Below are 18,472 nucleotides of genomic sequence, written 5' to 3'. Positions count from 1 at the left end.
ATAAGGTGAAACTTGTCTTGAAATGGAGACTGGAAACACTCTTTTTTTGGCCATTTAATCCTCCGTGCTGGTGGTCGTTTGTCTGTTAGAACGGATGGGGTAGAGCGCTCTTTCGAGCGTTTGGGCATTTTTCTCGGTAATGGCCGGCTTCCGGGGAATGGGTTCATAAATATCCTGTAGGTCATCCCACTCATCCGGAAGGGTCACAGGAGCCTCAGGCTGCCACGTGTCGATCCATTCCCTTGATAAGGGTCCAGATATATCATTATTGGTCATTTCGAGCCAGACCCTGGACCAGGCGCGTGGTACGACGCGCCAGATATCGTAGCCACCGCCACCGACGGCAATCCAGCGCCCCTCACAATACTTATGGGCCATTTCATGCGCTAATTTCGGGATTTCCCTATAAATCTTCATGGTAGCCGACAAGTGGGTGAGTGGGTCATAATAATGAGAATCAGCACCGTTTTGCGTCAAGATGACGTCTGGCTTAAAGAATTCAATCACTTCCTTGAATGCGGCTGTATAGCATTCGAGCCATGATTCATCTTCCGTGAATGCATCCACCGGGATGTTGAACGAATAGCCATAGCCTTTGCCCTGCCCCCGTTCATTGATATTGCCTGTACCGGGAAACAAATAGCGTCCCGTTTCATGGATGGAAAGGGTGCAGACTTCAGGGTCATCATAAAAGGACCACTGTACACCATCACCATGATGGGCATCCGTATCGACATAGAGGACGCGTGCACCATATTTTTTTTGTAAATATTTAATCGCGACCGAGCTATCATTATAAATGCAAAAGCCTGAAGCTTTGCCTCGAAAACCATGATGGAGCCCCCCGCCAAGGTTAAGGGCATGTAGGGACTGACCAGTCATGACGGCATCCACCGCCGTAAGGGTTCCGCCAACAAGCAGGGCACTTGCTTCGTGCATATTAGGAAAGATGGGGGTATCTTCTGTACCTAAACCATAGTTTCCCGCTTTTTCGGGAAGAAGCTTTCCCTGTCCAGCCAGTCTGACAGCGTTTACATAATGCTGGTCATGAACCAGTTGTAATTCCTCATCGGTCGCCATTCGCGGCTTGATGATCTGATCTTCACGGATGGCATGGTGTTTTTTTAGGAGGTCCAGCGTGAGCTGAAGCCGTTTTTGATTGAATGGGTGCTCGTCATTGAATTTGTAGGTCAGCAATTCATCGGAATAGACAAACAAGGATTGATCAGTCATGAGACGCACCTGGCAGGCAAGGCCATAAAACGGTATAGCCTTCTTTCTTTAAGTCTTCCACGACCATGAATGGATTCATGGTTTGTACCCGGACAACGAGAATCTTGTAATCGGATTCATCTTTTTCGGGATAGACAAGCGTGCTCAGAATGTTCGCTTTGCGCAATTTGAAGATGGAGGTAATGTCGTGTAGCGTTCCCGCCGTATTGGGAATCCTGATTTCAATTTGGGAACCGGGCTGATTGACTCCCGTCAGTTCAACGAAAGAATGAAGCAAATCAGTTCCGGTTATGATGCCCACTAACCTTTTTTCCTTTAGGATGGGAAGACAGCTGATGTTATTTTCACAAAATACGGCACCAATCTCTTCTACAAAGTCCAGGGGATGTCCTGTGATGATATCGGTTTTCATGATACTTCCCAGTGATTTTTCTAAATCCTTTTTGTATTCTTCGGTGCGGAAAATAGAAGGAGAAGCGTCTCGTATGTCACGGTCACTAACTAATCCGACGAGGTGAAAGCTTTCATCGACAATTGGGATATGGCGAATCCGTTTCTCTTTTAAGATTAAGACAGCACTATGAATGGTATCTGTTGGTGTTAAGGCAATGACATCTTCATTCATTATTTTTTCAACAATCATACGTAGTTCCTCCTCTTTACTCGCCTCTTTAATACATGAAACGATTCATGAATCGTAATTGGTCAAACTTTTCGATGGACTCCGGAGGCACTCTCTTTCCTATACGCGCCATCAGGCAGTTTGCTGGATGTGAACTGATTTCCGGGTCATCCGTTGCATAATAAACCAGCCCGCCAGCACTCATCATTTTTTCCATGACCTTTCGATAGTCCCAAACGTTCAATCCCGTCCCCCTCAAATCCCAATGCCAATAATATTCAGTCGTGATGATAATGAAGTCCTCTACCGAATCATCCTCCGTAGACAGCTGAACTAAATTCTTTCCTACAGCGGCACCACGGTATTTGGGAATGACTTCAATTGCACCAAGCTCGATCAGGTCATCCATCTTGATTTCTGACCAGCGCTCCAATGGGTCGGGATATAGATAAGTCACATAACCAACGATGGTCCGTTCCTCGCGGGCTATAAAGATTCGGCCCTCAGGTAAATCGGCGATTTCAATCAATGCCTTATGCTGTTGTGCAGGAGGGCGAAAGGCGACCAAGTCTTCATGAAAATCGTATCCGGCCATCATTTCTCCGGTTAGCGGCCCTTCAATCAGAAGTGTTCCGCTTGATGTCTGGAGTTCTTTTTTGTAATAGGTCTTGCTATATTCCATTTCTTCACCACCTTAGTAAAATACCAATCTTGTATACTGATCATCCAAATAGATGGAAACCTTACATAAATTATACATAAAAAACAAGTGACAAGATGATGAAAGCTCTCTCATTTTTAAACCTTTTGTTACAGTTGAGCCTGAAGAATGAAAGGATAAAGCCATTCCTAACTAACTATACCAAGATTTACCCTGAATGTTCAAAAATATCAAGAAATATTTTCCTTGAATTTATAAAAAGGTAAATATTTTAAAAATTGAGAAAAATAGTTTTTTATACTATAATAAGAGCTATAAAGCAAAAAGAAGGGGGATTATTTGTATGAATATGAAAGCGCTACCAGCAGTGCGGGGCAATTATAATTTAGTGAATTACGATGAGAAGTACAAGCATTTTGACTGGTCTGAAACGGAGAAGGAATTCTCCTGGTCCGAAACCGGAAAAGTGAACCTTGCTTATGAAGCCATTGACCGACATGCTGAGACATACAGAAAGAATAAAATCGCCCTTTATTTTAAAGATGAAAAAAGAAACGAGAAGTATACCTTTAAGGAAATGAAAGAATACACAAACCAAGCGGCCAATGTATTTCAGAACCTTGCTGAAGTGAAGAAGGGAGACCGCGTTTTCATTTTCATGCCACGGTCCCCGGAACTTTATTTTGCGTTGCTCGGTGCAATCAAAACGGGAGCTGTCGTCGGGCCACTATTCGAAGCCTTCATGGAGGGGGCGGTGCGGGATCGCCTTGAAGACAGTGAAGCGAGCGTATTGGTGACGACACCTGAATTGTTGCCTCGTGTACCGGTAGACGACCTGCCCCATTTAAAACATATTTTCTTAGTGGGGGAGAACATCCAGGAGGAAGGGAAATACCATAACTTCAATAAAAAAGTAAAAGAAGCCGACAAGCACTTTGACATTGAATGGGTGGATCGTGAAGATGGATTGATTCTTCACTACACATCCGGGTCAACGGGTAAGCCAAAAGGGGTGCTTCATGTACATAATGCGATGATCCAGCATTATCAAACGGCTAAATGGGTCCTCGATTTACAGGAGGATGACGTATATTGGTGCACAGCGGATCCCGGATGGGTGACAGGGACGTCCTATGGTATTTTCGGACCATGGCTAACCGGTACTTCAAATGTGGTCGTAGGTGGTCGTTTCAAGCCTGAGTCATGGTACAAGACGCTTGAGGAATTCGGGGTTTCGGTCTGGTATAGCGCACCGACTGCCTTCAGGATGTTGATGGGGGCAGGGGATGAGATCGTCAAACGTTTCGATTTGGGTTCACTTCGTCATGTCCTTAGTGTAGGGGAGCCGTTGAATCCTGAAGTGGTGCGTTGGGGAATGAAAGTATTTAATCGACGCATACATGATACGTGGTGGATGACGGAGACTGGCGCCCAGCTTATCTGTAATTACCCCTGCCTGGAAATCAAACCCGGTTCGATGGGTAAACCGATTCCAGGCGTGGAGGCGGCTATCGTGGATGATCAAGGAAACGTACTGCCTCCACATCGAATGGGGAACCTTGCTATTAAAAAAGGGTGGCCATCCATGATGAAGACGGTCTGGAATAATGAGTCGAAGTTTGAATCGTACTTCATGCCAGGTGACTGGTATGTATCAGGGGACTCTGCCTTCATGGATGAAGAGGGATTCTTCTGGTTTCAAGGTCGTGTCGATGACGTCATCATGACAGCTGGTGAAAGGGTCGGTCCGTTTGAGGTGGAAAGTAAGCTGCTTGAGCATCCGGCCGTTGCGGAAGCAGGGGTCATTGGAAAGCCGGATCCAGTCCGTGGCGAGATTATTAAAGCATTCATTGCCCTCCGTGATGGGTATGTTGCGAATGATGGATTAATAGATGAAATCCGGCAATTTGTGAAGCATGGATTGGCGGCCCATGCAGCACCTCGTGAAATCGAGTTCCGTGATAAGCTTCCTAAGACCAGAAGCGGTAAAATCATGCGTCGTGTCCTGAAAGCTTGGGAACTGGATTTGCCGACTGGTGATTTATCATCCATGGAAGACTAAAAGTGCTACATTATCAAAAAAAGAGGCAACCGGAAACTTCCCGGTTGCCTCTTTTTCAGATGGGAAGCAGGGGTGTTTCATTCCTCTTCTTCCGCTATATCCTTTTCGACTTTATCAGTAATGTCGTGATCTTTATCTTTTGTATCTTCTTTTTTTTCGTCTTTTTCTTGATCGCTGGAATCAGTTTCCGTATCCTTCTTATTCACGAAGGTGCTCGACTTTTTAGCGACAGTCTGAACGCTTTGTGATGGAGCGGATTCTTTCCCGACAATGTCTACGGCGGTTACGTAATAAGAACCTCCATCAGCACTTGCCTTATAGACCAAATCTGAACCGGCACTGATGCTGGCGACTTTCTGTCCATTACGGTAAACGCGATAGCCAACCACATCTCCTTCAGGATGGAGACCCCAGGTAATGATCGTATCAGTCACCGTGACGGAAAGGGGATCGGGCACTTTTCCATTATCGTTGAGCGTCGCACTTGTACCCGCGATATCTCCCCATTTCTCGCCACCTGGTATCAAGGCGCCGGGATCATCCACGTATTTTAATCCGATTTCATCAATGGACTTGGGATCCAACATAAACCCTCCACTTGTGAATTCACTTGGTGTTTCTGAAAGGGCAGCATAACGTCTGCTTCCGACTGAAACATATTGACCATCTATCAAACTAGCGTCGCCTTTAGCTGGGACTTGGTTTGAAATGAATAAGTCTGTCTTAACAAGCCCTGCTTTTTGACAGGAGTCTGATGGCAGAAGTCCTGTTGCTGCACAGAAGGAACGACTGACGATTCCCCCAGGCATTTCAAAGCGTTTGTCAGGATCCACCAGCTTCGAATCCACTTCATAGGCAGCATTCATTAAGTCGGCCCAATAATAGATATTACGGTTATTGTACTGGAGGCCATTGTATGTTCCTTGCAAAGATTTAGGTGTATCATAACCAATCCAAGTGCCGAACGTCACATTCGGGTTAGTGGCTACGAACCATGCATCCTTATAATCCTGTCCGGTCCCGGTCTTGCCAGCCCAGTCACTGGAGAAGGCAAGGCGGTTTTTGACGGAAGCGGCCGTACCGCTGTTTACGACATCCCGCATCATATCAAGTGTCAAGTAGGCAGCCTGTGGTGAGAAAACTTCAACTGGCTTCACTTTATGCTGGTAGATGACTTCGCCGTCTTTGGATTCGATTTTATCGATCATGTAGGCATCGATGAATTCACCCGAGTTGGCAAAAGTGGTATAGGCATTGACATTTTCTTCTACGGTTACGCCATTTGTCATTGCGCCCAAAGACAGGGATGGATTGCTGTAATCGGATTTGGATAGGCTTGTGAAGCCCATTTTTTCTAAATAGGAAACAGGATTCTGGTTAAGAATTTTCATATAAAATAGCGCGGTCGGGATATTATACGAGTTCTTTAGAGTCTCCCGGGCTGTCGCTATACCAGTAAGGCTTCCACCGCCGTAGTTCCTAGGCTTCCATAACCTTCCGCTTCCATCCGGTATGGAGACAGGGACATTGGACGTCACGCTTCCTGGTGAGATCTTCCCGAGATCGATGCCTGGGCCAAATACGAGAAGCGGCTTCATCGTCGATCCATTTGGGCGGAGTGCTGCGGTTGCATGGTTGGTCTGTTCCCGTTTAAAGTCTCGTCCGCCGACAAAACTGATGATTTTACCTGTCTTGTTTTCGATGAGGACGGCACCAGTCTCAACCGGTTCCTGAACGATTTTCGATTCTTTCGTATCGGGATCGATGATGGTTTGGTTTTTATCATATCCGAAGTTCGGGTAGTTTTTCGTCACTTTCTGCATTTTATTATAGATTTTCTTATTGATGGTCGAATAGATTTTATAGCCGTTTTGACGCAAGTTTCGATCTGCTAGCGCTAGGTATTGCTCGTGCAAATCATCATTTTTTAAATCTTTTTCTTCATATCCATCTTCTTTTGCAAGGTAGACTGATAGGATATCGATAGATCGTTTTTCAATTTCATAGGTAAGCCATGGATATTTCTCGGTAGGTAATGTTTTCTTGCCAATAAAGTCTTTTGTGATATCGTATGTTTTGGCTTTTTCGTATTGTTTCTTTGTTATGTATCCGTTGCTGTGCATCCTTTTCAATACGGTTTTCATCCGGTTGATGCCTGGTTCGAGATCATCCTTGATCTCTCCCTGTTGCGTATAGGGAGTATAGCCAAAAGGACTTTGTGGCAACCCGGCAATGAAAGCAGATTGTGCGAGATTCAAGTCTTTGGCGTCTTTACCAAAAATCCCTTCCGCTGCTGCTTGGACACCAGCAATGTTTCTGCCTGATGAATTTCTTCCCAAAGTGGAGACATTTAGGTAAGTCTCTAATATCTCTTCTTTTTCAAAGAACTTTTCCACCCGGAGTGCTAGTAAAATTTCTTTTGCTTTTCGTTCGAAGGAGACTTCGTTTGTCAACACTTGGTTCTTGATGAGTTGCTGTGTTAACGTACTTCCCCCGGATTGGACGGCCGCGTTCGAAAATTCTTGATAAACCGCCCGGAGAATCGCTTTTGGTACAACGCCATCGTGTTCATAAAAGTACTCGTCTTCCGTAGCGATGACGGCGTTCTTCAGGTGATCGGAAACTTTATCGATGGACACTTCTTCACGCTCAAGATCGCTTGTGAGCTTGCCTAGATATACTTTATCTGCAAAATATATCTCAGAGGTCTCTTCATAATTATAAATATCCTTTTTTAAATCTTCTTTTGAGCGCACTGGCTCATCCTTGACGAGGGCAGCGAAATAGCCGGCTCCAACACCACCGGCGAATGAAAAGCCTAGAATTCCAACAATAATTACGATCAATGTCAAATTCCAAACCACTTGGTAGGAGACTCTGGCATTCCTTATTGTTTTTTCACTTTTGAAAAATCGGTTCACTTGTTTCCATGCCGATTGAATTCTATCTTTTTGATTATTATTCATCGTATCAACCCCCTGAAATCACATATATTATAGCATATAACATCTAGGTAAAAAGGAAACTTCTACATTTTTCTGGCTTCAGCTAGGGTGCTGTTGACAATGTACGGCAGGTATGATAAAAATTTAGTATTATCTTTATTGAATTAGCGATGATAGGACCCAGTAGTTAAGCTATCCCTGTTTTAGAGAGCCGGTGGTTGGTGAAAACCGGTACAAATAGTGAGATGAATTACTTCCTTGAGCATTTGTTGTGAACCTAAATTAGTAGCGACAAACGGGTGACGACCGTTATTCGTCTCGAGCGGAGGGCATATTTTTGTCCTCAAGTTGGGTGGTACCGCGAATTTATTCGTCCCTTCATTTATATGAAGGGGCGTTTTTGTATGGTTTTTGCGGAAATTTTCAGGATATATATGAAGGAGGAAAAATGGAATGGAATTACTTAAGGATCTCGAGTGGCGGGGAATCATGTACCAACAAACGGATGAAGAAGGACTCAAGGATATTTTGGATAAAGAAAAGATTTCCCTATATTGCGGGGTGGATCCAACTGCAGATAGCATGCATATTGGGCATTTGCTTCCATTCTTAACATTGCGCCGGTTCCAAAAGCATGGACACCGTCCTGTTGTGCTTGTGGGCGGAGCGACTGGTCTCATCGGAGATCCAAGTGGTAAGAAAGAAGAAAGACAGCTGCAAACGTTGGAAAAGGTTCTTTATAATGCAGACTGCATTAAGGGACAGCTTTCCCAAATCTTCGAATTTGAAGGTGAAAATGGTGCAGTGATGGTTAATAACTATGACTGGATCGGCAAAATTGATATGGTGACGTTCCTGCGTGATTATGGAAAATATATTGGTGTGAATTACATGCTTGCCAAAGATACGGTTGCTTCTCGTTTGGAAACAGGAATTTCCTTTACTGAATTTGCGTACACAATTTTACAAGGCATTGATTTCAACCACTTGTACGACAATCATAACTGTAAGCTGCAAATTGGTGGAAGCGATCAGTGGGGGAATATCACCACAGGACTTGAAATGATCCGCAAGTCGCATGATGAAGAGACAAAAGCTTACGGCATGACAATTCCACTTGTAACTAAAGCGGATGGCACGAAGTTTGGGAAAACGGAAGGCGGAGCAATCTGGTTGGATCCAGAAAAAACGACGCCTTATGAATTTTACCAATTCTGGATTAACACAGCGGACGCTGATGTCGTGAAATACTTGAAGTTCTTCACATTCTTGTCACGTGAAGTCATTGAGGACTTAGAGAAATCCATGGAAACCGAACCGCACTTACGTAAAGCGCAAAAAGCTTTAGGAGAAGAAATGACACGGATGATCCATGGTCAAGAAGCTCTAGATCAAGCGATCAAAATCTCTGCTGCTTTATTCAGTGGTGACGTGAAGAATCTAAGTGCGGCCGAAATTAAAGTCGGGTTTAAAGATTTTCCAAGTTTTGAACGTGAAAGTGACGAAGATATTTCGTTAGTGGACTTAATTGTAGAAGCGAAGATTTCTCCATCTAAACGTCAAGCACGTGAAGATATCCAGAATGGGGCCATCTCCATCAACGGAGAAAAAGTCACTGATTTACAATATATCGTTAACGAAGAGGCTAAGATTGAAGGGGAATTCATCCTAATACGTCGTGGGAAAAAGAAATACACATTAGTGAAATAAGATAGAGAAAGCCGGCTGAATCCCAGCCGGCTTTTATTTGTATTGAATTCCAAGCATAAAAAAAACCCCATCCAAGGATGAGGTTCCGAAGGTATTAACGAGAGTAGAACTCAACGATAAGAGCTTCGTTAATTTCAGCTGGCAATTCAGAACGTTCTGGTAAACGAGTGAATGTACCTTCTAATTTCTCAGCATCGAAAGTAAGGAAGTCAGGAACGAAGTTAGTCGCTTCAACTGATTCTTTGATGATTGAGAAGTTACGTGATTTTTCACGAACGCTGATTACTTGTCCAAGAGACACTTTGTAAGAAGGAATGTCTACGCGTTTTCCATCTACAGTGATGTGACCGTGGTTAACAAGTTGACGTGCTTGACGACGTGTACGAGCTAAACCAAGACGGTAAACAAGGTTATCAAGACGTGATTCAAGAAGAACCATGAAGTTTTCACCATGAACACCTTTGATTTTGCCAGCGCGGTCGAACATTGAACGGAATTGACGTTCAGTGATTCCGTACATGTGACGAAGTTTTTGTTTCTCTTGTAGTTGCATTCCGTATTCAGAAATTTTTCTACGTTGGTTAGGACCGTGTTGTCCTGGTGCGTAAGGACGTTTTTCTAATTCTTTACCAGTACCTGTTAGGGAAATCCCTAAACGACGGGATAGTTTCCAGCTTGGGCCAGTATAACGAGCCATAGGATGACTCCTCCTTCGAATGTTTTTATTTTGGTAAAATAAAAACCGTGTGTGAATGAACAATCATGACCATTTTGTTTTCATGTACCTTCGCCCTAGCAGCAGAGAGTTACGAGATACACCTCTGTATGGAGGAACAAAATGAGAACATAAAGGCTGTCACATAGGCTGCAATATTTTACACAAGGAATATTGTATAATACTCTGCCAAGTGAGTCAAGCGGAATCGGATGATAATTATGATTTAGGTAGAGAATGAAATTCAAAATCTTATAAAAAATACTAGAATAAGGGAGAAATTTCAGGGTAGAAGCGTTATAATAAAGTAATAACCTAAAATGAATATTGTCAATCGTTTCCATTATTTCAGGGAGATATGGTATGATCTTGATTACATGTAGTTCTTTTGGACTAATAATTTTTAAATATTTCGTATTTATAAGTTTGCTTAAAAATAGGCTGTGATATAGGGATGATGGAGATGAAGATTAAAACAGTGCAGTTATTGAATGAATTAAGGATACTTTTCTTTCAGCATATGAAAAGTTCGGAAGGGGACCTCCATTTCCAGAAGTTTTTAGAAGTTTTTTTAATAGAGACAAAAGAGCAGCTTTATATGGAAGAGGTATCTTTCTTTAAATTTGATGAGTGGAAGCTACAATATTATAAAGAGGCTTCGACAGGCAGTGTTGAGGACTATATTATGAAGGCGCCCGCACAGGAACATATTGAGAAGGCAATGAACGAAAATAAGAATGACGAAGCATCGTTTGTATTTATGCCGAAGGATTTCCGAGATTTCCAAACGATCATTCCTCTTTGGGATCAGGGGAAGGTCAACGGATTGATAGCCCTGAAAGAACAAGGGATTTCTTTCAGGAGTCTGACAGAGGAGCAAGGGACTGATTTTGCAGGAGAATTCGCAACCATCTTGAAATCGGCTTTATCAATTTCCAAGATGTCAGTCGAGGAGAAACGGAATAAACGGTTGTTCAAGGTCACGGAAAAGTTCCATTCTTCGATGAATATGGATGCGGTCTTGGGAGAAATCATTTCGACCTTGCATACCGTGTATCCAACCTTTGATTATTTCCTGCTTCTCTCCCATGATAATGATAGTCATGAAAATCTACCGATTAAGGATCTAGAATATGATAGCGAGAATGTGGCGGCCCTGCAAGCTTATGTAACAGGCACCATACAATTCGATGATCACCCCTCTGACGATCATTCTATCTTATATGCACCTCTAAAAGGTAAACAGGGGGTATATGGGGTTTTGCAAGTCATTGCGCCTAACACGCTCATGTTTCCTGAAAGCGAAATCGAGTTCATTGCGTTATTGGCGAATACTGCCGGAAGTGCCCTGGAAAATGCCCAATTGTATCAGCAATCGAAACGTCTCGTATCGGATTTGCAGTTGATTAACGAAACATCTCACCATTTGAATTCCAATCTACGCTTAAGTGAGACGATGGAGTATATGAAACAGCAAATCATGAAGTCCTTTGACGCAGACCAGACAGGTTTTATCTTGCTTCTGCCAGGGGAAAACGTGAATTTATTGACAGGAAGCTCTGATTTTTTTGATTCAGAGGAATCGGAACTGTATGTATCATTCATGAAAGACAAGATTGATAAAGACAAGGAATCATTATTTATAGGGGACTTAAGCGTGAAATGCCCGGGTGTTGATGTGAGGTATCACTCCCTGATGGCTGTTCCGATGATGGAAAGCAACGATGTTAAGGGTTTTGCCTTAGTATTACACGAAGAACCCTATTTCTTTTCCTTTGAAATGTTCAAACTTTTGCAATCACTCATACATCATTCAAGTTTGGCCATGGCGAATTCCATGCTCCGTGAAGAATTGGAAAAGATGGTCATAACAGATCATCTGACTCGGCTATATTCAAGGAGTTATCTCGATGATAAGATGTCCCAGTCGATGGAAGTGGATGAAGAAGGGACATTCATCCTTATTGACATTGATAACTTTAAGAAAGTGAATGACACGTATGGGCACCAAGTTGGGGATGATATCCTCATCCAGGTTGCCAATCTCATTCAGCATAACATCCGTGATACAGATATAGGGGCTAGGTGGGGTGGCGAAGAAATGGCCATTTACCTCCCACGCATACCCTTGGAAACTGGCGTCAAGATTGCGGAACGTTTAAAAGATAAGGTTGGGGAGGAATCCAGTCCGAAAGTGACCATTTCCTGTGGCGTCTCTTACTGGGCAAAAGAGCAGTTCGATAACGTTAAGGAAGTATTCAAACGGGCGGATGAAGCGTTGTATATGGCGAAGAACTCCGGGAAAAATAGGGTGAATGTAAAGGAATCGCGACTTTAAAAGACGAAGGGGCTGTCTAATAAGTCCCTAAAATAAAACAGGTGGAGAAAAACGAGTTGTTTTTCTCCACCTGTTTTTCTATTTCTATAATAATTTACTGAAAGTAGCTGACGTAACCCAGCTATCTTCAGTAAATTATGTGCCATGGCTACGATGCCAAACTCCGTTTGTACTTTCGCTAAGCCCCGAAGCGAAAAGCGACGGAACGACCTATTGCCCTTGATATGACCAAAAACACTCTCTACCTCGATTTTTCGTCGAGCGTAAAGTTGTGCATTCGATTCAGACCAAAGGTTCACTTTTGCTTTCGCTTTTAATTCTTCATAAACTGGATTAACATGCACTTGGCGATTTCCTGTCGCCTTTGTACATTGAGATTTTAATGGGCAATCCGTACAATCCTCACATTCATAAATTTTAAAGTCACGTGTGAATCCATTTTTATCCGTACGGGTCGAGTAACGCTTAAATAAAACCTTACGGTTATTTGGACAGGTGTATTCATCCTTTTGTTCATCATATGCCCAGTTACTCGCATGACGAATATCTTTTTTATAGCTCCGTTTTTGTTCCGTTAAAAAAGTATTGTAAGGAATCAAAGCTTCAAATTCTTCTTCCAAAGAGTAGAGATAGTTTTCTTCACTGCCATAGCCGGCATCTGCGATGACGTTTTTCGGGAATGGTAGCGATGTATTCTTCAGTGCCTCTATATGCGGCTTGAAACAACGCGTATCAGTTGGGCGTTGATGTATCGTATAAAAAAGAATGAATTGATTTTCCGTTGCCATTTGAATATTATAACCAGGTTTTAGTTGTCCGTTATTCATATGATCATCTTTCATTCGCATAAATGTCGCATCCGTATCGGTTTTAGAATAACTATTTCGATCGCCAAATAGAGCATTTTGTTGTTTATATTTTACTAATCGTGGACCTAAGTCTTCGCGCACTAATTTCAATAGTTTCTTAACCGGACTGAGTTCCCGTCGTTTTTCTTTTCGTACCTGGACATCTTCTTCAAGTTGGATACCATTCGTTTCCTTTTCAACTTTTTCCACTAATGCTTTTTCTATTTGAGTTAGTTTTTCCTCTGCCGTTAATGAGGAGGTTTCATCTTGAGTAGACAGTTCAAGACCCTCTTCATTTGCAATGGTCTGAATCTGTTGGTACGTTTCTTCGATTTTTTCTTGCAGCTTCGCCTCAAATTTGGTCGTCGCCTTTTTCCACACAAATGAATACTTGTTTGCGCTTGCTTCAATCTTTGTTCCGTCTAGAAAATAGTTCTCCATTGTGACGTGCTTTTCTTCTATTAGTTGATGGATCATTTCTTCAAATAGCTTCGGAAGGAGCTTATCCATTTGTTGTGTGCGAAATCGATTAATCGTTCGATAATCCGGTTTTTGCAAGGCAGCCAGCCACATTGTTGGGATATTTTCTTTAACCAGTTTGGCGATTTCACGACAGGAATAGACTTTTTGAGAATAGGCATACAAAATGACTTTCGTCATCATTTTAGGATGGTAAGAGCTACGTCCGCCACCATTATAGTGCTCAAAAAAGACATTATCTTCTACTGATTCAATCATTTGATCAATCACACGCGCCACGTGGTGAACCGGAATGAGATCCTGAATGTCAAAAATAACAGTGGTTTGTTGGTTATCATAGGGAATAAAAGTAGGTGTAGAATTTCGTTTTTGAGGAACGGTAGTTTCCGTAGTTTCCTCTTGAATGGTGAGTGGTAGTATAGTTTGTTCCATGTTATAATTTTCTGTAGTGATCTTTGGATTGCTCATAAAAAATCGTCCTTTCGTAAATGGTGTGTGGTAACTTCATTTTACTAAAAAGGGCGATTTTTTTGTGCATAAATTTCATAAAAAAAGGGTTGCCCTAAAAGTCATTTTCCTGACTTTTGGGACAGCCCCTTCGTCTTGTTTCTATAAATAGTTGCAAAGGATGTCCGTTATTTTCTCCAACCCTTGTTGATCGCTTTCATCAAATCGGTTTGGGATCGGGCTGTCGATATCAAGCACGCCAATTAGCTTGCCATCCTTCATGAGCGGGACGACTATTTCCGATCTCGTGGCAGCATCGCAGGCAATATGTCCCGGGAATTGATGGACGTCCTCAACCCTCATGGTTTTCCGCTCAGCTGCTGAGGTCCCACATACACCTTTGCCGATTGGAATGCGGACGCACGCTGGAAGGCCTTGGAAAGGACCTAAGACCAATTCGTCTTTTTCGAGTAAATAAAATCCAACCCAATTGATTTCGCCCAAGAATTGGTTGAGCAAGGCGGATGCATTACTTAAGTTGGCAATCATGTTCGGTTCATCTTCGATAAGGGCTATGAGCTGTTTTTGTACGAGCGCATAGTTTTCTACTTTATTTCCTTGATACATTTCGACATTAAACAAAAGGATTCACCTGTCTTCCGCATTATATTACAGGACTTTCTTGACAAGCCACTGGATGAAGAGAAATTGTCGAGAACTTACTAAAGGAGTTGGCCGGTTTCATACAGAATTAATCCACAAGACTTGTCTCAAAGAAAGCGAGGGATTGCCGATGAATCGCCAGACGCCAACGAAACAAGCTATTGTGGAAGCTGCCCTGCATTTATTTCATTTAAAGGGCTACCATGCAACATCCATACGGGATATCGCCAATAAAGCTAAAGTGAATGCTGCCAATATTGCCTACTATTTCAAGAATAAGCAGGGACTGTTGGAGTTCTGCTTCATTTCCTATTTAGAAGAATACCTTCTAGTCCTTGAAAGGAATATGGAACAACTGGAGATTAAAGGTCCACAAGAGTGCCTGATGAATCTAGTGAAGGATATCCTCACGTTTCAGAGAAAGAATTTTTTGGCGGCCCGATTCATCTATGGGGAATCGTCACTTGATTCCAACTTGAACCGTGAAATTCATTCGACCTATTTTACAAAAGAAAAATCTTACTTTCAATATATCCTGGAACAAGGGATTAAAAGCAGGAACTTCCATTCGGTTTCCATCCCCATGTTCATGTTGCAGTTAAAAGGCCTATTAACAGCGCCGGTCCTTCATACCCATTATGCAATGGAAGTCCTGCATGTGTTCCCTCAGGAAGCCTATTATACGAATCTATATGCAGAGGAAGTCGGTCGGTTCCTGGAAGATACATTATTCATTTCGGAAGAGCTGCAACCCCTGCTAGCGGGAAGACCCGAAATGTTTACTTGAATGAGCCCTTGAATTCCGGAATGAGCGACTCGAAACCCTGTCCTAAATCCTTGGCTTGATGAGCATCGGAACCATAAACGAGCGGGATGCCGAGATCCATGGCCCGTCTGGCAAAGCGCTCCGGAGGATAAGGCTCACCACAAAGTGGTTTTACGAAACCAGCTCCGTTATAATCAAGTGAATACCCCTGTTCCTTGATCAAACCCAAAACTCGGTATACGTGGTCGTCAAAATTGTTTTCAGGCGGATATCGATGCTGGAATTTATGAACAAGGGTAATGTGCCCGATTCGTTTTGGTTTATAGATTCCTAGATCAGCACGAATTGATTTTTCTAAGGTATCGTAATATTTGGCATATACAGCATCGATGGATCCTAATTCGGTCGCAATCGAACGGAATGTAGCATCACTGAAATCGATGCAGTGCCAGTTCTGTTCCTGCTTGATGAAATGGACGGAAAGAATGCTGTCATCGAGGAATTCGCCGACTTCATTGAGGAATTCTTTTGTTTCCTTTTCGAATCCCTCTATAAAGTCAACCTCCAGGCCTCTTTTAATGAGGATTTTGTCTTTGTAATGCTCTTTTAATACATGAAGCTCTTGAAAGTAATCAAGAAGCAGGGTGGGATCCATTCCACTGTCTTTTTCAGGGGTCGGATCTTGAAAACCCGGTGGTAAAGGTGCATGTTCCGTGAACGTAATTTCCTTTAATCCGAGTTCAATTCCCCTTGTAATATAATCATCAAATGTATCCGTTGAACCGTGTGGGCAAAACGAAGTATGCACATGTCTATCAGATTTCATGTTCTTTCCCTCCCATATAAACGGTATTAGTAGCAATTTTCTACAAAAATTATATTTTTCTCGTCAAAAATTATTGCTAACATGGTATCATAAAAGCATTAAATTGAACATTTTTTACATTTATATATAAAAGAGCGTGGCTGTAAGGATTAGAACAGGGGGCTTACCATGGTATTCATATACATACTTGGAATAATAATCGTGTTATTTTTAATTTTCATAGTTTGGGGCTATTTTTACAAAAAGAAATACTTCAAGGAAATCGATCGTCTTGAATCCTGGAAGATCAGTATCTTGCATCGCCCCGTTTTAGAAGAACTATCCAAAGTCAAACAATTGAACATGACAGGTGAAACAGAAGAAATGTTCGAAAACTGGCGCGTGGAATGGGATGCCATCATTACGGATCATATGCCGAAAGTTGAAGAGCTCTTGTTCGATGCGGAGGAATTTGTCGATAAATTCCGTTTCAGCCGTTCGAAAGAGACACAGCGACAGATTACGTTAAAACTCGATGAAATTGAAGAAATGATCAAAAAAATCTTGTACGAATTGAATGAACTTGTTGGCAGTGAAGAAAAGAACCGAGTGGAAATTGAGGACATAAAAGAAACGTATCGCCAATTGAAAAAGACATTGCTTGCCCATCGTCATAATTATGGGAAAGCGGCGGATAAGCTTGAATCCTCCCTTGATGAGGTATTGCAGATCCTCCAGCAGTATGAGGAAGAAACGGTCAATGGGAACTATTTAAATGCGAGGGAACTTGTCCTTTCCATAAAGGAAAAGCTCACTGTCCTGGGTACGAAAATGGAAATGCTCCCTAAGTTATTGGTTGATAGCCAATCCGAGTTACATTCGCATCTTAGTGAATTGAAAGACGGATATCAGGAGATGGCCGGTCAGGGTTATCTATTGAGCCATATCCAATTCGAACAGGAAATCTCCCGTTTGGAGAATGAACTGGACCTATATAAGACACAATTGGAAAATGCAGAAACGGAAGCGGTTGAAACGGGAATCAAGGATGTCAGGGAAAGCATTGAGGTGCTATACGACCTACTGGAGAAAGAAGTGCTTTCCAAACAGTACATCCTGAAGAATGATGAAGTGCTCCGGAATATGATAAATGACCTTGAAGAAGAAATCGATGAGCAAAAAACAGAAACCGTGCATGTTCAAGAAACGTATCATCTCACTGAAAATGAATTGGAAGCACAACGGAAGATGGAAAAGCAAATTGCCCAGATTTCCAAACGCTATCAATTGCTTGTCTTGAAAATTGAAGATAATGTAATGGCGAGCTCGCTGATCAGTGAAGAAATGCAAAGCCTTGCCAAACAGCTGAACGAATTGCAAGAAAGCCAAAAGGACTTCAGTATTAAATTACAGGATTTAAGAAAAGATGAAATGGATGCAAGGGACTCACTGGCCGATTTGAAACGGAAAATGATCGAAACCAGCCGATTGATTACCAAGAGCAACATTCCCGGTCTGCCTGAAGAGTATAAATTGGTGCTTCAGGATGCTAAGGAAAGCGTGAGTGACGTTCAAAGCAAACTGGAGGAAAAACCTCTTGATATGTCCGCTGTCTATATCTACCTAGAAAAAGCCGTTGAACAGGTCAACAAGGTTTATGATAAGGCACATGAACTCATTGAACATATGTATCTCGCAGAAAAAGTGATTCAATTCGGTAATCGGTACCGTAGCAGTCATGAGACGGTTGCTGAAAGCTTGAGACAAGCTGAAGCCAAATTCAGGAGCTATGAGTATCAAGCTGCATTGGAAACGGCTGCCACCGCGATTGAAAAGGTCGACCCAGGCAGCTTACGAAAAATCGGAGCGAATCTAGAAGAAGTTCTTTCCTGAAAACCCGCTATGGCGGGTTTTTTCGTGTGATCACAAAGTAGATGAAAGCGAGGCTTGTTTAAAGGCCCTTCAGAACGTTTTTAAATCCCGAGAGGCTTATTTAATCCAGAATGTAATGTCATGGCTCCATATAAGCCTCAGGATGGCTAAAAAGCGGAGGGAAAGGATGAAGCAAGCGAAAAGATGGGGGTAACTTGTTTACCTAGGTGTTTCCATTCTCTTTCAATTTCAATTATGTTAAAATTAGAAGTTGCAAGTGCAACATATGAAACGGACTAAAGACG

Annotated in this window: 13 protein-coding genes and 1 other annotated feature; of the genes, 5 read left to right on the top strand and 8 right to left on the bottom strand. The window is 42.5% G+C overall.

The window, feature by feature from the left end; genetic code table 11:
• Positions 1-54: 54 nt before the first annotated feature.
• From AC503W_RS14930 to AC503W_RS14920, 3 genes are read right to left on the bottom strand one after another with little or no spacing between them, the layout of a single operon-like run.
• Positions 55-1,233, bottom strand: a complete 1,179-nt coding sequence (locus tag AC503W_RS14930; RefSeq protein ID WP_494914690.1) for an acetoin utilization protein AcuC — start codon at positions 1,231-1,233, stop codon at positions 55-57.
• Positions 1,226-1,876 (bottom strand): acetoin utilization AcuB family protein, encoded by a 651-nt coding sequence (locus AC503W_RS14925; protein ID WP_402874907.1) that lies wholly within the window; start codon positions 1,874-1,876, stop codon positions 1,226-1,228. Before AC503W_RS14925 ends, AC503W_RS14930 begins: the two co-directional genes overlap by 8 nt.
• Before the next feature lie 28 nt (positions 1,877-1,904).
• A complete protein-coding gene (locus tag AC503W_RS14920) occupies positions 1,905-2,537 on the bottom strand; it encodes a GNAT family N-acetyltransferase (protein ID WP_402874910.1) in 633 nt (210 codons plus the stop codon).
• A gap of 322 nt (positions 2,538-2,859) precedes the next feature.
• On the opposite strand from AC503W_RS14920, the gene acsA reads away from it, so the two are divergent.
• The gene (gene acsA / locus AC503W_RS14915; protein WP_427650679.1) at positions 2,860-4,578 is read left to right on the top strand and encodes an acetate--CoA ligase; all 1,719 of its coding nucleotides are present in this window, start codon (positions 2,860-2,862) and stop codon (positions 4,576-4,578) included.
• 77 nt (positions 4,579-4,655) lie between these two features.
• On the opposite strand, the gene AC503W_RS14910 is transcribed toward acsA, so the two are convergent.
• Positions 4,656-7,544, bottom strand: coding sequence for a transglycosylase domain-containing protein (locus AC503W_RS14910; RefSeq protein ID WP_402957752.1), 2,889 nt, complete (start codon positions 7,542-7,544; stop codon positions 4,656-4,658).
• A gap of 140 nt (positions 7,545-7,684) precedes the next feature.
• Positions 7,685-7,904, top strand: a binding site (T-box leader).
• A 72-nt stretch (positions 7,905-7,976) separates the two neighbouring features.
• Here AC503W_RS14910 and tyrS point away from each other — a divergent pair.
• Positions 7,977-9,233 carry a tyrosine--tRNA ligase gene (tyrS, locus tag AC503W_RS14905; RefSeq protein WP_402874919.1) on the top strand — a complete coding sequence of 419 codons (1,257 nt, stop codon included), beginning with the start codon at positions 7,977-7,979 and terminating at the stop codon, positions 9,231-9,233.
• A 94-nt stretch (positions 9,234-9,327) separates the two neighbouring features.
• On the opposite strand, the gene rpsD is transcribed toward tyrS, so the two are convergent.
• On the bottom strand, positions 9,328-9,930 hold the full coding sequence (rpsD, locus tag AC503W_RS14900) for a 30S ribosomal protein S4 (protein WP_402874922.1): 603 nt from the start codon (positions 9,928-9,930) through the stop codon (positions 9,328-9,330).
• A 481-nt stretch (positions 9,931-10,411) separates the two neighbouring features.
• Here rpsD and AC503W_RS14895 point away from each other — a divergent pair, with 481 nt between their 5' ends.
• Positions 10,412-12,286 carry a sensor domain-containing diguanylate cyclase gene (locus AC503W_RS14895; protein ID WP_427688371.1) on the top strand — a complete coding sequence of 625 codons (1,875 nt, stop codon included), beginning with the start codon at positions 10,412-10,414 and terminating at the stop codon, positions 12,284-12,286.
• Here the strand turns inward: AC503W_RS14895 and AC503W_RS14890 are convergent.
• Together AC503W_RS14890 and AC503W_RS14885 are read right to left on the bottom strand one after the other, a co-directional pair.
• A complete protein-coding gene (locus AC503W_RS14890) occupies positions 12,283-14,082 on the bottom strand; it encodes an IS1182 family transposase (RefSeq protein WP_494914685.1) in 1,800 nt (599 codons plus the stop codon). The genes AC503W_RS14895 and AC503W_RS14890 overlap by 4 nt on opposite strands.
• Before the next feature lie 141 nt (positions 14,083-14,223).
• Positions 14,224-14,703 carry a GAF domain-containing protein gene (locus tag AC503W_RS14885; protein ID WP_427686796.1) on the bottom strand — a complete coding sequence of 160 codons (480 nt, stop codon included), beginning with the start codon at positions 14,701-14,703 and terminating at the stop codon, positions 14,224-14,226.
• Between the two features lie 151 nt (positions 14,704-14,854).
• Between AC503W_RS14885 and refZ the strand changes: the two genes are divergently transcribed.
• Positions 14,855-15,511 carry a forespore capture DNA-binding protein RefZ gene (gene refZ, locus AC503W_RS14880; RefSeq protein WP_402874931.1) on the top strand — a complete coding sequence of 219 codons (657 nt, stop codon included), beginning with the start codon at positions 14,855-14,857 and terminating at the stop codon, positions 15,509-15,511.
• On the opposite strand, the gene hisJ is transcribed toward refZ, so the two are convergent.
• The gene (hisJ, locus tag AC503W_RS14875; RefSeq protein ID WP_427686794.1) at positions 15,504-16,316 is read right to left on the bottom strand and encodes a histidinol-phosphatase HisJ; all 813 of its coding nucleotides are present in this window, start codon (positions 16,314-16,316) and stop codon (positions 15,504-15,506) included. The genes refZ and hisJ overlap by 8 nt on opposite strands.
• A gap of 168 nt (positions 16,317-16,484) precedes the next feature.
• On the opposite strand from hisJ, the gene ezrA reads away from it, so the two are divergent.
• Entirely contained in the window at positions 16,485-18,188 is a 1,704-nt protein-coding gene (gene ezrA, locus AC503W_RS14870) for a septation ring formation regulator EzrA (RefSeq protein WP_427590641.1), read from the top strand.
• The last annotated feature ends 284 nt before the right edge of the window (positions 18,189-18,472 follow it).

Source organism: Peribacillus suis (assembly GCF_059384845.1).
This window is presented reverse-complemented; position numbering and strand designations above follow the sequence as displayed.